Genomic DNA, 14,654 nt, shown 5'->3' with positions numbered 1-14,654 from the left:
ACTTTATCTATCATATATAGCAATCAGGAATGATTTGTTAGAAATAAAATGCTGTATGAATATCAACAAAAAGTTGACAATCTATAAGTAAAAACAAGTAATGTCAACCAAAAGTTAACACAGTTCAGAGATACTCAGTAAGCGAACCTGAGTTAGGGTAAATTTTCATCTATGAGTGATGGTGAAAAGAGCAAGAGGCAAAGGTAAATAGGCAATAGGCAATAGGGAATAGGCAATAGGCAATGGTTTAAGAATTAAGAATTAATAACTCCTAACTCCTCTCTCGTTTCTCGTTTCTCCCCAATCCCCAACACCTGAAACCTATCCTTACCCGATATTCTTAAACCAAACTGAGGTTATATATTGCCTATTTCCCTATTTCTTAAACTTCTAATTAATTTTCCTCTTGAAGAAATAAATCTATGACTTTAGGCTTCATTACCTTGCCCATAGCATTACGGGGAAAATTATCAACCATCAACATTTTAGAGGGAATCTTATATACAGCCAATTTTTCTTTTGCCCATTGTCTTAAATTGTCTAAAGTTAGCTTATCCTCTTGGATAGGAATAATAGCGACACAAACCCTTTCTCCCCAATGCTCATCTTTTACCCCTACTACCGCACAATCTTTTATTTGTGGGTGGGTGCGTAATACTTCCTCTATTTCTAAAGCAGATACTTTGTATCCTCCTGTTTTAATAATATCTACCGACAACCTGCCTAAAATACGATAGTTTTCATTTTCCATAATGGCTAAATCACCAGTGCAAAACCAACCATCTTTAAATGCTTTTTCCGTTGCTTCTGGTTTTTGCCAATATTCCAGAAAAACGTTGTTTCCCTTTATTTGGATTTCTCCTGCCGTGTTTTCTTTAACGACATTTCCTTGCTCATCCACTAGCCTTACAGTTACTCCGGGTAAAGGTTTTCCTACATAACCTGCTAAACGTTTTCCCTCTAAAGAATTTGATAAAGCCATGCCTATTTCTGTCATTCCATAGCGCTCTAGTAAAAAATGACCACTTAGTTCCTGCCACTTTTGTAATACTTTAACTGGTAATGCCGCCGAGCCTGAAATCATTAAACGCATCTTTCTACATTTTGCGGACATTTGTTCTTGTAAGATGCGATCGCATCGTTGCCAATGATTAATTAATTTAACATAAATGGTTGGTACTGCCATATAAACGGTTAATTTACCCTCAAGAATTTTATTCCAGACGCTTTCGGGGTCAAATTTAGGCAATAAGTGACATTTAGCTCCACTATATAAAGCACAAGTTAAAACATTAATAATTCCATGAATATGATGTAATGGTAAAGTATGTAAGATACTATCAGATTCTCGCCATTTCCATGCCTCCACAAGACTTTGAACTTGAGAAAGTATATTTTTGTGGGTAATAACCACCCCTTTTGGTTTTCCTGTTGTACCGCTAGTATAGAGAATTAAAGCCCTTCTGCTAATATCAATTTGGGGTAAAGTAACCAGAGTATCAACAGAAGTGATGTCTTTTGTAGAGATAAAACGACAATTACTATTTTCTGCCAGACACTTTGCTATATCTTCAAAATTAGGATGAGCAATAATGATAGAAACTTGTGCATCTTGAATTACATATTCCAACTCTAGCAAAGGGTGAGAAATACATAAAGGAACAGATATACCTCCTGCTCTCCAAATTCCCCATTGTATAGCCACGTGATTAAATTCAGAAGGTATTAAATAAGCGATTCTCTCTTCTTTTAAATCCAGTTTTTCCGTTAACAATAAACTAGCTATTTGATGGGAAGTAAATAATAAATCGCCATAAGTAAATTCCTTTTCTTGATCAATGATAGCGATTCTATCTAAATATTTTTCGGCTTCCTTAACTAAGGGGATATTCATAATTTTTTTAATTTTAATATTAACTTCAGTTGGAGCTAAGGTAATTCTATTCTTATTCTTTGTAAACTGAATAATGTGCAAAAAAAATATTAAAACCAATAGATTTAAAATATTACTGTATTCTATACATACTAAAAAACCAAGGTTAAGATATGTTTATTAATGAGACAACAGTTTTGGCAACGAGTTCTATTCCAAGGTAAATCTTATTTGAAAGTGTTACAGAGTAAGTTAATCTGATTCATGTGTGGTTTTATTGGAATATTATGGTTCAATTCTATAAATCCCTAGTAGTGTTAGATATTGTAACTCATTTCGTTTTTTGTCTTGTACTGATCTAATTGTTATACTAATAATATTCTTTATGCTTTGATCATAGAAACTTTCAATTATTTTACCATTAATCTTACCATAAATATAGACTTTTATTAAATCAAAAATGAATTTTATTCATAAAAATAAAACCTCTAATGTAGAACAAAATTTGACAAAAAATAGTTATTCTTCTGAAAAAAAAAGATTGAATAAAAAGCAATGTAGAAAAAAGGATTCTTCTTGGAAAAGATATGGTAAATATTATAAATGGAAACTGTTAAGATTAAGAGAGCATCCCCATAAAATTGCCAGAGGATTCGCCGTAGGAGTTTTTTCTGGATGTTTACCCCTAATGGGTTTACAGTTTTTAATAAGTCTTTTATTGGCTTTTATCGTCAGAGGAAATAAATTTACCGCCTTAATGGGAACTTGGGTTAGTAATCCCTTTACCTATGTACCTTTATTTATATTTAATTTCCATGTAGGTAAAATTATTTTAGGTTTTTTTGTTAGTAATCAAGACTTACAATTTAACTGGCAATCATGGCGTGAATTTGCACAAATGGGAACGGAAATAACTATAACCTTATTATTTGGCTCTGTTATTGTCGGAATTATTTCTGCTACTATTGCTTATCATTTTATTTTACGCTTATTATATCACTGGAAAAAAAATAAACTATAATTTTTTTACTACTCGTACATTTTCTGAATAGAGTATTTCTGTTTCTATTTCTCTAAAAATGCGCTTAAAGCAACTTTTTTTATCTTCATTATCTACTGATAATAGGCACGAAATTGGCTGAATAAAAGATTTTTTTAACGCACAATTACCGACAAATTTTCTAATCTCACTGAATATATCTTCTTGATTGTTTTTTTCTTGCTTAAACCAATTAAACAATAAATTATTTTCAGTTAAATTATTTTCAGTTACTTTCCCTATCAATATATGGTGATGACTGTTATAAAAAGAAAGAATGATATTTTTCAACCAATTATGTTCTGGATAATATTTATTATTTAATAAGATAAATATATCTCCTTTAAAATCACTTAATACCTTACTGACTTCAGAAAAGCTAGTAATTGTATTATCGAAAAAATTAATCTTAATTTCTATCTGATTTTTAAAGAATTCTAAACATTGTTTTTTTTGCAATTCTAATTCCTTATTTAGCCTCTTCAAATTAACTTTTTTATTATTGCCAAATACCACCAAAGAGTAATATTTATTCATCATTATAATTATCAATCAAGTAATTCTAATATAATTTATTTTATTGTTCATCGATAATTTGTTCTTTTCTTTGATTTTGTAAGAGAGGAATTTTTCTCTGTGCAGGAGGAAATTCAGTGGTATCAATTTCTTCTTCTTTTTGGGCATCCGTTGTATTTTGAGAATTTGGCGTTGCGTTTCCAGTATTCGCAGAGTTTTCTGGGGTTATTGTGTTAGCTTGATTTGGATTTATATTGCTTGGGCTATTCTGAGAAGGAGTAGGAAGAGTGGAGGATTGTTTTTCTTGAATAGTCGCAGTTTTTTTTGATTGACCACAAATATCTGATAAATTGATTTGGTTTCCATTGGCGTCAATAAGATAACATAATGGCCTAGCAGAAATAGTCTTAGCTGTTACCGTTGAAAGAAGAAGACTTGATGAAAATATCAAGAAAAAAAGAGATTGATGTAGAGATAAATTACTTTGTGATGGTTTTTGACAGTTATTCATCTTAGAAAAATTAAAAATAAAATTATTTTTCAATCACAATTATAATCTCATCTAGCCCTAAAAATAACTTGGATAGCTTTCTTAATTTTTTGTATAACTAACTGTTGCTGAAAACAATGTCAGGTTTTTAGTATCAACTGTCAGCAATTAAAAATTAGGAGTCAAAAATTAGGGACGAAATATTTTTCATTCTTCATTGCTTTTTTGTTATACCTTCTTTCCCTATTATGACAAGATAATTATCTCCATAAATAACTAATTGTCATAGATTAAAGATAATAGACATTGTTTTATCTTAATTTGTCATAACTACTTTTAAAGAGCCACTTTAATAATCTTGTTTTTTCTGAAAATCACGACAATTTATAGCTAATTCTGTATTGGCAGTGCTAGGATTTACTGGACATTTTAAGTAAAAATTACTGGTAAAATATTGACAGTTTGTACAGGGAATTTGGTGCATTTTTTGAGAGCGTTTATTAATATCGATAATGGCCGTTATTAAAGTCCAAATCAAAACGAAAAACAACCCCCATGCAATTAGTAAATAAAAGGGTTGTAAATAGGGATTATATTTTTCTAAAAGATTAGTTATGAAGGGTATCATAGGCAATAACTACTACATTTTTATTTGAGTTACTTTAATTGTGTTTATCGTATAATCCAATAAAGATGATATGTTAAATACTTATGTTATCTAATAATTAACTTTTCACGTCAATATTTACAGTTACGGTACGCCATTCAAAGCCACAATAAAACATTAAATGGTGAGTTAAAACCCACCTTAATAAATTTTAATAAACTTCACCTTCTTTGCAGGAAATAATCATCTTTAATTATGACTTAATAAACCCTGATAACTCCAACGCAATAAAGTACCAGCTAAGATGTATTTAACTAACTCTAAAAACCAGTAACCTTCATGCCATGAAATCATATTTATGGGCATTGTTTGATTAATGCTAAACTGGTTTAAACATAATCCCCATGCTGTTAAGTGAGGGGTAAAAACATAAGTATAAGCTAAAGCAATAAGTAATAATAAGCTAGAAAAAATAATTGATAAAACTTGCTTTCTTTGAGTAAAGTAATGTTGTGAACCAAAAACCAAAGCAGTGGTTAAAACCAGAGAAGCACAAATTAATTCTACCCGATTAAAAATACCAAAAATAACGAAACCAGCACTAGCAAATCCGCTTTCAGTCATCATGCCTGTTACAGATAAGGCAGGTATTAAGACAAAATCCAAAACAAAACTAGCACTAAGCCAAAATCCTAAAGTAAATAAAATGATTGCAGACCAATTTATTTGTCTATTATGATCGTGAGAAAACGCTATGTTAAACATCTTTCTGACCTCTTTTCTCTATTATCTTTAAATTAACTTATTTATAGGCTTTTCTCTATTAAGTATTTTTACAATTAATGATTAAGTTTAATTAAGCAGATTAATCTGTTAAATACTGTAGGAATTTATACTTAGAAAAAACATTGTTTCATAATTTAAAAACATTAACAATATGAATGAAGATTATCACATTAGAAAACTAACTTACGAAGAAATATATTGTCCTATAGAGTGGGCAAAAGAAGAGGGTTGGAATCCGGGATTATATGATAAAGATTGTTTTTATCAGGCTGATTCAGAGGGATTTTTAGGCGGGTTTATCAATAATCAACTAATTGCAACTATTTCTGCTGTGAAGTATGGGGAAAAATTTGGTTTTATTGGCTTTTACATTGTCAAACCAGACTACCGAAAACAGGGTTATGGTTTAAAAATTTGGCAGGAAGCAATAAGAAGTTTATCGGGCAGAAATATTGGTTTGGATGGAGTTGTTAGTCAACAAGATAATTACCGAAAATCTGGTTTTAAGTTTGCTTATAGAAATATTCGCTATCAAGGAATTAGTAATCATAGTATAGAAAAAAACAAAACAGTTATTGATTTATCTTCTATACCCTTTGAAATAATTAATTATTATGATAAACAATTTTTTCCTGATGACAGAACTAATTTTCTTAAGGCATGGATTAACCAACCTGAAAGTAAAGTTTTAGGGATTATTGAGGGTGATAAATTAAGAGGTTATGGAATGGTTAGAGTTTGTGATTCTGGATATAAAATTGCTCCTTTATTTGCAGACAATATTTCTTTTGCGGAATCAATTTTTGTTGGTTTACAATCTAAGATTCCTGAAGGAAAAACCTATTATTTAGATATTCCAGAAGTTAATCATCAAGCTAATATTTTAGTTGATAAATATGATTTGAATTTAGTTTTTGAAACAGCAAGAATGTATAATAAAGAAATTCCTTCTTTACCTGTTGATAAAATTTTTGGCGTTACTAGCTTTGAGTTAGGGTAATTTAGTTAAATATAAAATGTCACTAACATTTGTTAATTCTGATGGTACAATAACTTTGTTTGTGATCAAGTTTTTAGTTTAGAATAGTTAATTCAAATTGTGTCTATTCCCCATCCAGATAAGAAATTTATCTCCATCAACTGTGCTATTATAACAGTTAGTGATAGTCGTACGATTGTTAATGATAAAAGTGGACAAATAATAAAAAAATTATTGATAGAATCGGGACATAATATTGTTAATTATATAATTATCAAAGATGACAAAGAGTTAATAGAAATAAATTTAAAAAATATAGCTGAAAATAATGATGTAAACTGTTTGATTTTTAATGGTGGCACGGGTATTTCTAGTCGGGATCACACCTATGATGTATTGGCAAATTTACTGGATAAAACGTTATCTGGTTTTGGGGAAATATTCCGTTTTTTAAGCTATCAAGAAATTGGCTCAAGAGCGATCGCATCTAGGGCATTAGCAGGAGTTTATCAGGGGAAATTGGTATTTTCTTTACCCGGTTCTACCGGAGCAGTAAAGTTAGGTTTAGAGAAGCTAATTTTGCCAGAATTAAACCATTTATGGACGCAAATTAACAATTAACTAAATTAAAAATAAAACCAATTATTACTTATTGTTTCTCATTTCCTAATTGATTTTTAAATTGAACTACTCGACCAATAATTGCGATCGCAGGTGCTTCAAAATTGTGAGCATCTACCTTGTGTAAAATATCATCGAGAGTACCATATAATTCTTCCTGCTGAGGAGTTGTACCCCAACGAATTAAAGCAATATCCGTATCACCAGTTAAGCCTCCCTCCTTTAATTGAGGGATAATTTGCCCTAAATTATGTATGCCCATATAAATCACAATAGTTTCAGAGCTTTGTGCGATCGCGCCCCAATTAACTTGAGGACGATATTTTCCTGCGGCTTCATGACCAGTAATAAAAGTAACAGAAGAGCTATAATCACGATGAGTAACAGGAATACCAGCATAAGCAGGGGCGGCAATACCAGACGTAATACCAGGGACAACTTCCACCGCAACTCCTGCGGCTACCAAATCTTCCATTTCTTCTCCTCCCCTACCAAACACAAAAGGGTCTCCTCCCTTTAAACGTACAATGATAGGATGTTGATAAGCCTTTTCAATCAGTAACTTAGTGGTATCAGATTGTAAAAGAGAATGTCTGCCTCTGCGCTTCCCTGCATCAATTTTTTCTGCTTGGGGATTAATCATTGCCAAAATTTCAGGGCTAACAAGAGCATCATAAACGACTACATCCGCCATTTCTAATAACACTTTGCCCTTAACAGTTATTAACCCCGGATCTCCCGGACCCGCACCGACTAAATATACTTTCCCTATACACTGAGATTGATTCATGCTTAACTTACTGAGGAGATTCCTTATACTATTTTTAGTTATTTGTCAATTAAAATTCGTATTTATTAATACATTTTATTAAAATTATAACCGATTAAACCTAAAACCTAAAAGCTGCTACCTGAAACCTCCCCGAATTTACATATTATTGCGTAGAAAAGAAATTATTGCTTAATTAATCTCCCAAATAAGCTGACAAAACTTGTTCATCATTTTGTATTTCCTCTGGAGTGCCATCTGCTAAATTAGTACCTTCTGCTAACACCCAAACATGACTACACAAAGACATAATCACATCCATATTATGTTCAATAATTAGAAAAGAAATGCCCTGTTGATTCCAACGAAGAATATGCTCACAAATTTGATTTATCAGAGTGGGATTAACCCCCGCCGCCGGTTCATCCAGTAAAATTAGCTTCGGATTAGTCATTAAAGTTCGAGCCATTTCTAATAACTTTCTTTGTCCGCCTGATAACGCACCAGCATAATCATAGGCTTTTTCTGCTAACCCTACCGACTCCAAGATATTCATGGCTTTTTCTTTACTTTCTCTTTCTTGTTTCCTGATTTTTTGGGGTTGTAACAATACGGAAAATAAATGCTCTCCTATCTGATTTTGTGTACCCAATAACATATTCTCTAAAACTGTCAAACGAGATAACACCCTTGCAACCTGAAATGTCCGCAAAAAGCCTAATCTTGCAATCTGATGAGGAGGTAAATTTTGTACAGGATTTCCTTCAAATAAAACTTGCCCTTCATCGGCAGTTAAAAAATTGGAGAGAAGATTAAATAAAGTACTTTTTCCTGCACCATTAGGACCGATTAAACCAGTAATGCTATGATTTTTGACATCTATACTAGCTTGATGAACTGCTTTTAAACCACCAAAACTTTTAGAAAGGTTAATCGCTTGAAGAATCGAATCATTAGATTGAGGCATAACCTGAAATTATCCTAGGGTAAACAAGAAAGACAATAGTTGAGATAAAATTTTTCTCAGTAATCATAACAGATTATCTGCAAAAGAATGAAGAAGCAATTTATTCAATTTTTATGGTTCTTCTACAGTGTGGTTATAATAAATTAAGAGAAACAGGACTTCTATAACCTTTATTGAATAATGTTTATAGTAAAATAAAAACTAAAAGTTTCTAAATTATTATTTAATAATCCCCTATTGCCTCTTGCCTGTTGCCTGTTGCCTACCCTAACTAATAATTTACATACTCAAACTGATAGAGCCATTTTTATTAATTCTTAAACATGATTAAAACGCTTATCTTTTCATTGTCATGTACTTAAAGAATATAAAGTTAGATGTGTCTTAGCGTAAATATATAAAATTTCTGATAAAGTATTATTGAGAAGAATAATGGCGGATTAATTATCTACATGGCTAAAAAAGTAATTATCTTCAAAATAGGTGAGGGAAGTTTTGACATCGGATTTCCCTTTAGTCTCAGACTTAGCCATGACGAAACCAGAGAGTTATTAGTAGAAACGGAGGGAAAATTACCCCCTGCCCCTAATTTATACAAAAGTTATATTGACTGGCAATGTAGTTATCGTAATTTAGCTAATTGTTTGCGTTTAGGAGCAAATCAAGCTCAAGTGACAAATGTGGCGATAGATGAATGTTTGGGCTATATTAATGCCTTAGAAATTAATTTGAATCAATGGTTACAAGATTCTTTGGTGCAGTCGGTATTATTTGATTTATTTCCTCATCTTGATCAACAAGATTTAATTCGTTTTGTAATTCAAACCGCAGATGTACGTTTATGGCAATTACCTTGGTATCTGTGGGATGTGTGGCAACGTTATCCTCATACTGAATTTGCTTTGAGTAAGCCTAATTGTCAAAAACCTAGTCGCCGTAGTGATATAAACACTAAAGGTAAGGTTAGAATTTTAGCAATTTTGGGCGATCGCCGTGGTATAGATGTAGATAGAGATAGACGGATTTTAAATAGTTTACCGAATGCGGAAGTAGTTTTTTTAGATCAACCCAATTTAGCGGAATTAACCCCCTTATGGGAACAATCTTGGCAAATTCTCTTTTTTGCAGGTCATAGTAGTAGTAACAATAATACCCAATCGGGTTTGTTACAAATTAATCCCTATGAAACTATCGATATTCAGAAGTTGAAAAATACCCTTGCTAAAGCTGTTTATAATGGCTTGGAGTTAGCAATTTTTAACTCTTGTGATGGTTTAGGATTGGGCTTTAATCTTGCAGATTTACAACTACCTCAAACTATCATTATGCGTGAACCTGTACCCGATGAGGTAGCCCAAGAATTTCTTAAATTTTTCCTTCAAGCCTATGCTAATGGTGAAACTTTGTATCAAGCAGTGAAAGAGGCAAAGGCGAAAATTCAGGAATTATATCATCTTGAACAAAAAGCCCCCGGCTCTTCTTGGTTGCCCGTTATTTGTCAAAATTTAGCAGTTAATCCTCCTCTTTGGTCTGATTTGACCAGTTATACCTCCAAAGTTCCTAATTTCTCTCTTAAAAGCCTGTGGAAGATGATTTTTAGTCCGATGTTACTATGGGCAGGAGGCGCGATCACATTTTTGATGTTAGGATTATTAATTTTCAACACTTTTGGGGGAAGACAATCTCCCATTCTTCAACCAGCAAGAAAGCCTTTAATTGGTGTGTGCGAATGTCCTTATGATATTGACACCATGGGGAGAGAATGTGGTAGTAAATCCGCTTATAGTCGCCCCGGCGGTACAACTCCTGTCTGTTATAAAGGCGATAAAGTTAATGAGTGATTTAGGCAGGTTTCAGGTATTGGGGTGGTAGGGATTTAATATATTCAACCCTTACGGAAAATTTCTTTTTTATCCTAACTCCTAATTCCTAGCTTAAATGATTGCCTCTTACCTACCTTAACTTACAATTTTATATGGAACTGAGGTGAAATAGTCTTAAAGAGTGAAAGTAAACTGATTAACTAACGCCCCCGGCACTAAACAACCCCCTAATGAACGTGATTCATACGTACTAACTTCAGGGATAAATTCCCGAAAACCAGTTAAAGCTATTAAATTATGACCAAAGAAAGAGTAAAGAGAATCATCAAAGCGTAAGTCTTTAATAGTTGCTACTATTTCCCCTTTTTCTACCCAAAAACAGCCATAACGGGTCATTCCAGTAATTCTGCCAGAAGGGCGATCGCTCCAATTGAGATAATGTAAATTAGAAAGATATAATCCTGTGTCCAAATTCTTAAGAATTTCCTCTTCTTTCAGGCTACCTGCTTTGATTTCGGGAGAACGCAAACTTTCACTACTATTAGCTCCATTAGCCGTTAAATTATATTCTAAAGCAGTACGACTACTAATTAAGGTATTTAAGAGTTTTCCTGATTCAATCAACGATAATTCATTGGGAGAAACTTCTCCTAAATCATTAAAACGAGGTACATTACCGCTCTCAAAATTTTCTTTTAAGCTAAATAAGGGAGATAAATTTTCTTCTTGTCTCATTTTTGCCAAAGCACTTCCCCCTTGTTGTAAAGATGCCTCGCTAATAGCACCCCATGAAAACATTCCCAACAAAGATGCGATCGCACTTGGGGCTAGATAGGTGCGGTAACTACCTGGTTTAACTTCATGAATCGGTAAATTTAACTTTTCTAGCTGTTGTTTATTCCAATTAATTTGATGTTTATATTGGTTTAAATCCCAATCCCTAGCAGAAAAAGTACCTTTAATAGCCTTGTGATTATGATTAATTAAAGAATAGTCAATAAAAAAAGAATCAGTGGCAAACCAGTGCTTTTGTCCAAGAGAATTATAATTTGCCCTAATCATTAATCCCCCCGCATAATAACCAGTAAAATCTAACCCTTGAACAGGCTTTAATATAGATTCTATAGCAATTTCAGGATTTAATAAATTACCATGATAAACCTCATGAGAAGAAGTATGATATTGAGGTAAAACAATATAGGGATCTTCAGGTAAAAGTTTAATTTCAGCACGTAAATAGTCAAGGTTTTCTAATGCTAAAGATAAATCTATTTCCTCATTTCCTGTTAAGGGAAAATTAGCGTAGGCAGTTTTTTGACTACTAATTAATTTAAGTGAAATCTCCGCATCTATTACCATGCCTGTTTGCCTAACTTTAGCATGATTAAAGCGAATAAAATGACTTTTTTCTCCTGTTAACTGAATAATTAAATATTCCCCTTCTTTTAAATTATTAAATAACTTTTCACTAACACTATTAAAAGATAATTCCCAATTTTTATTCTCAAAGTTAGACATTACCGTAGATTCTTAACAAGATTAATAACTATAGCAATATTAAATTATTTATGAGAATGTTCGACTTTCCTAGAAAAATATAACCATAGGAATCAATTACAAAAGTAAAACGGTTTCTCTTAGACAAAATAAACTTAACTATAAAATTAAGATTATAATGGTGAAAAAGAAATTAAGAGTTTGAATGACTAAATTGAATTTACAGAATTTACAATGGTCGAATCAGCATTCTGAAGCATTAGAACATTTACAAACCGTTGACAGTAAACAACTAGCTTTAATGATCGCTGAAGCGGCAGATGATCGTAAAGCTGATAACATCATTTTATTAAACGTAGAAAAATTATCCTATGTAGCAGACTATTTTGTCATTGTTACAGGTTTTTCTCAACCACAGTTAAGGGCGATTTCTACATCTATTGAAGATAAAATAGAGGAAAAATTCCAACGTCTTCCCGTTAGAGTTGAAGGTAAAACCGATGGAAACTGGATACTTCACGACTATGGCGATGTGATTGCCCATATTTTCCTACCTGAAGCAAGAGAATTTTATAATCTTGAGGCTTTTTGGGGAGGAGCAGAAAAAATAATTTATAATTCTGAATATCAATCTCAGAATCAAAACTAAAGTCAGAATATATCCTATTCAGATTATATTATGAGTCAGTCTCCCACTAATTTTTGTCCCGTACCCGTTGAACAACAACCAATCAATGAATATCAAGAATTAAAAGAGTCATGGTTTTTTAGCTGGGTAACTTTATCGAAGTGGGAGTTTGCCCGTAAGTTGTTTTGGATTTGGTTTTGGTGTTTATTGATTAGCGCACCCATTGCCGCCGCTAGTTTCCCCCCACAAAAAATGACTATTATTTTCTTAATTGCTAGTGGTTTAGGGTCTTCTTTATTCGTTGCTTTTACTTTAATTCGTTTATACTTAGGGTGGGCTTATATTGGCGATCGCCTCAAAAAGACAAAGATAGTTTATGAAGAATCTAGTTGGTATGATGGGCAAGTGTGGGAAAAACCCGTAGAGTTTTACTATCGAGATCAGTTAATCTTTAAACATCAAGTAGAACCGATGATTAAGCGTTTACAAAAAACAGGAGTTACCCTAGCATCTTTGATGAGTATTAGTTTTGTTTCTTTACTTTTAATTCAAAATTTCACTTAATCTAAGTTCTAAAGTTGCGATGGTGACAGAGAGATTAGTGATCGGGGTGGTAGGGGCTGAATATATTTAATCCTTACGTTAGAGGGAAACTAATTAATTACCTTTGCCCTTTGCCCTGTAAATCGTTGCCCCTATAACTTTGCTTTAAGTCTTTCACTCCTAATTGTCAATTAGCTGACCAAAAACTTGTAAAATAGAAAGGGAAATAGTAGCCGATAAAAAAATAATGACAGAAGCGAAGAATCAAAAAACCTTAGAGGCAATGAAAAATTTTGCCGAACAATATGCTAAACGTACAGGAACTTATTTTTGTGCAGAACCATCTGTAACTGCGGTAGTAATACAAGGTTTAGCCCGTCATAAAGAAGAATTAGGTTCTCCCCTATGTCCTTGTCGTCACTACGAAGATAAAGAAGCAGAGGTAAAAGATACTTTTTGGAATTGTCCTTGTGTACCAATGAGGGAGAGAAAAGAGTGTCATTGTATGTTATTTATTACTCCTGATAATGAGTTTGCGGGAGAGCAACAGGAAATTTCTTGGGAAGACTTAAATAGTGCTACCTATTAAATAAAATATAGGATTAACAGCTAATTTTGTTGATTTTTAATTTAATATATCCCATTGCCCATTTCCCTTTCCTTTTTGTCCTGTTAATCATCTCTAATTTTATGAGCAGGAGTAGAAATTTTGAGTTTATCTGAAATCAATATTGTTGTTAATGGTGATACCCATCGTTGCTTAGAAAATCAATCTATTCCCAGTATCTTGCAATCTTTGGGTTTTAATATACGTTTAATTGCTCTTGAGTATAATGGGGAAATTCTCCATCGTCAATACTGGGATCATACTATAATTCGAGAGGGCGATCGCCTTGAGGTTGTTACCATTGTTGGAGGAGGATAATAATTTGTAGGATGATTTCTAATTATTGAGAAAAATTAATGAAGTCAATCGACGAAATTCGCTTACAACTTCGTGCCGGTCAATTTCAGTTTACTCGTCATGGTTTGAGAAGGTTAGTAGAGAGAAATATCAGTAGATCTGAGATAATAGAAACAGGAGAAAATGCTATCATTATTGAAGATTATCCTGATGATAAATATTCTCCAAGTTGTTTAGTTTTAGGTATAACAATTAATCAACGTTTTTTACATTTACAAGTATCGAGAAAAGATGCTGATATACTTACTATTATTACTTTATATGAACCAGATCCTCAAGATTGGATCAATTACTCTCAAAGGAGATAATCATGAATAAATGTCATATCTGTGGCTCTAACGAAATTAAGGAAGAATTAGTCAAAGAGACTTTTGAAATTGACGGTAAATTGGTTATAGTAGAGGGGATTCCCGCTCAAGTTTGTCAACGTTGTGGTGAAGTCATTTTTAGTAGTGAAATTGCTGAAAATATTCGTCTAATTGTTCATAGTAATAGCCAACCAACTAGATCAATACAAGTGGATGTTTTTGCTTTTTCCGCTTAGGCTATTTA

General features: G+C 32.5%; 18 protein-coding genes. 10 read left to right on the top strand and 8 right to left on the bottom strand.

All coding sequences use genetic code 11. The features are described 5' to 3' along the window. Nucleotides 1-394: 394 nt before the first annotated feature. On the bottom strand, nt 395-1,894 hold the full coding sequence (locus Dongsha4_RS15985) for an acyl-CoA synthetase (RefSeq protein ID WP_330203293.1): 1,500 nt from the start codon (nt 1,892-1,894) through the stop codon (nt 395-397). 439 nt (nt 1,895-2,333) lie between these two features. Here Dongsha4_RS15985 and Dongsha4_RS15980 point away from each other — a divergent pair, with 439 nt between their 5' ends. Beyond that, entirely contained in the window at nt 2,334-2,894 is a 561-nt protein-coding gene (locus Dongsha4_RS15980; RefSeq protein ID WP_330203292.1) for a DUF2062 domain-containing protein, read from the top strand. On the opposite strand, the gene Dongsha4_RS15975 is transcribed toward Dongsha4_RS15980, so the two are convergent. From Dongsha4_RS15975 to Dongsha4_RS15960, 4 genes are all read right to left on the bottom strand, one after another. Continuing rightward, nucleotides 2,889-3,452: a hypothetical protein gene (locus Dongsha4_RS15975; RefSeq protein ID WP_330203291.1), complete on the bottom strand. Its 564-nt coding sequence runs from the start codon at nt 3,450-3,452 to the stop codon at nt 2,889-2,891. The genes Dongsha4_RS15980 and Dongsha4_RS15975 overlap by 6 nt on opposite strands. Before the next feature lie 37 nt (nt 3,453-3,489). Further along, on the bottom strand, nt 3,490-3,939 hold the full coding sequence (locus Dongsha4_RS15970) for a hypothetical protein (RefSeq protein WP_330203290.1): 450 nt from the start codon (nt 3,937-3,939) through the stop codon (nt 3,490-3,492). A 328-nt stretch (nt 3,940-4,267) separates the two neighbouring features. Then, nucleotides 4,268-4,546 carry a hypothetical protein gene (locus Dongsha4_RS15965; protein ID WP_330203289.1) on the bottom strand — a complete coding sequence of 93 codons (279 nt, stop codon included), beginning with the start codon at nt 4,544-4,546 and terminating at the stop codon, nt 4,268-4,270. A gap of 228 nt (nt 4,547-4,774) precedes the next feature. Beyond that, nucleotides 4,775-5,290, bottom strand: coding sequence for a hypothetical protein (locus tag Dongsha4_RS15960; RefSeq protein WP_330203288.1), 516 nt, complete (start codon nt 5,288-5,290; stop codon nt 4,775-4,777). A 172-nt stretch (nt 5,291-5,462) separates the two neighbouring features. Here Dongsha4_RS15960 and Dongsha4_RS15955 point away from each other — a divergent pair, with 172 nt between their 5' ends. After that, a complete protein-coding gene (locus Dongsha4_RS15955) occupies nt 5,463-6,311 on the top strand; it encodes a GNAT family N-acetyltransferase (RefSeq protein WP_330203287.1) in 849 nt (282 codons plus the stop codon). A 99-nt stretch (nt 6,312-6,410) separates the two neighbouring features. Further along, the gene (locus tag Dongsha4_RS15950; RefSeq protein ID WP_330203286.1) at nt 6,411-6,911 is read left to right on the top strand and encodes a molybdenum cofactor biosynthesis protein B; all 501 of its coding nucleotides are present in this window, start codon (nt 6,411-6,413) and stop codon (nt 6,909-6,911) included. 28 nt (nt 6,912-6,939) lie between these two features. Here the strand turns inward: Dongsha4_RS15950 and cobA are convergent, their stop codons facing one another. After that, the gene (cobA, locus tag Dongsha4_RS15945; protein ID WP_330203285.1) at nt 6,940-7,701 is read right to left on the bottom strand and encodes a uroporphyrinogen-III C-methyltransferase; all 762 of its coding nucleotides are present in this window, start codon (nt 7,699-7,701) and stop codon (nt 6,940-6,942) included. 175 nt (nt 7,702-7,876) lie between these two features. Further along, a complete protein-coding gene (locus tag Dongsha4_RS15940) occupies nt 7,877-8,647 on the bottom strand; it encodes an ABC transporter ATP-binding protein (RefSeq protein ID WP_330203284.1) in 771 nt (256 codons plus the stop codon). 452 nt (nt 8,648-9,099) lie between these two features. Here Dongsha4_RS15940 and Dongsha4_RS15935 point away from each other — a divergent pair, with 452 nt between their 5' ends. Beyond that, entirely contained in the window at nt 9,100-10,488 is a 1,389-nt protein-coding gene (locus Dongsha4_RS15935) for a CHAT domain-containing protein (RefSeq protein ID WP_330203283.1), read from the top strand. A 156-nt stretch (nt 10,489-10,644) separates the two neighbouring features. On the opposite strand, the gene Dongsha4_RS15930 is transcribed toward Dongsha4_RS15935, so the two are convergent. Then, entirely contained in the window at nt 10,645-11,988 is a 1,344-nt protein-coding gene (locus Dongsha4_RS15930; RefSeq protein ID WP_330203282.1) for a TldD/PmbA family protein, read from the bottom strand. Between the two features lie 184 nt (nt 11,989-12,172). Between Dongsha4_RS15930 and rsfS the strand changes: the two genes are divergently transcribed. The 6 genes from rsfS (at nt 12,173) to Dongsha4_RS15900 (ending at nt 14,646) form a co-directional block, all read left to right on the top strand. Continuing rightward, nucleotides 12,173-12,616, top strand: coding sequence for a ribosome silencing factor (rsfS, locus tag Dongsha4_RS15925; RefSeq protein WP_330203281.1), 444 nt, complete (start codon nt 12,173-12,175; stop codon nt 12,614-12,616). Between the two features lie 30 nt (nt 12,617-12,646). Next, the gene (locus Dongsha4_RS15920) at nt 12,647-13,159 is read left to right on the top strand and encodes a CGLD27 family protein (RefSeq protein WP_330203280.1); all 513 of its coding nucleotides are present in this window, start codon (nt 12,647-12,649) and stop codon (nt 13,157-13,159) included. A 226-nt stretch (nt 13,160-13,385) separates the two neighbouring features. Continuing rightward, nucleotides 13,386-13,727 (top strand): ferredoxin-thioredoxin reductase catalytic domain-containing protein, encoded by a 342-nt coding sequence (locus Dongsha4_RS15915; RefSeq protein WP_015218606.1) that lies wholly within the window; start codon nt 13,386-13,388, stop codon nt 13,725-13,727. Nucleotides 13,728-13,847: 120 nt separating this feature from the next. Next, nucleotides 13,848-14,063 carry a sulfur carrier protein ThiS gene (gene thiS / locus Dongsha4_RS15910; protein ID WP_015218605.1) on the top strand — a complete coding sequence of 72 codons (216 nt, stop codon included), beginning with the start codon at nt 13,848-13,850 and terminating at the stop codon, nt 14,061-14,063. A 38-nt stretch (nt 14,064-14,101) separates the two neighbouring features. Further along, a complete protein-coding gene (locus Dongsha4_RS15905; protein ID WP_330203279.1) occupies nt 14,102-14,410 on the top strand; it encodes a DUF4258 domain-containing protein in 309 nt (102 codons plus the stop codon). Nucleotides 14,411-14,412: 2 nt separating this feature from the next. Beyond that, the gene (locus Dongsha4_RS15900; protein ID WP_330203278.1) at nt 14,413-14,646 is read left to right on the top strand and encodes a YgiT-type zinc finger protein; all 234 of its coding nucleotides are present in this window, start codon (nt 14,413-14,415) and stop codon (nt 14,644-14,646) included. Nucleotides 14,647-14,654: the final 8 nt, after the last annotated feature.

It is taken from the genome of Cyanobacterium sp. Dongsha4, assembly GCF_036345015.1.
Classification (GTDB): domain Bacteria; phylum Cyanobacteriota; class Cyanobacteriia; order Cyanobacteriales; family Cyanobacteriaceae; genus PCC-10605.
The sequence above is the reverse complement of the archived record's forward strand: the minus strand, read 5'-3'. Positions and strand labels throughout refer to the sequence as shown.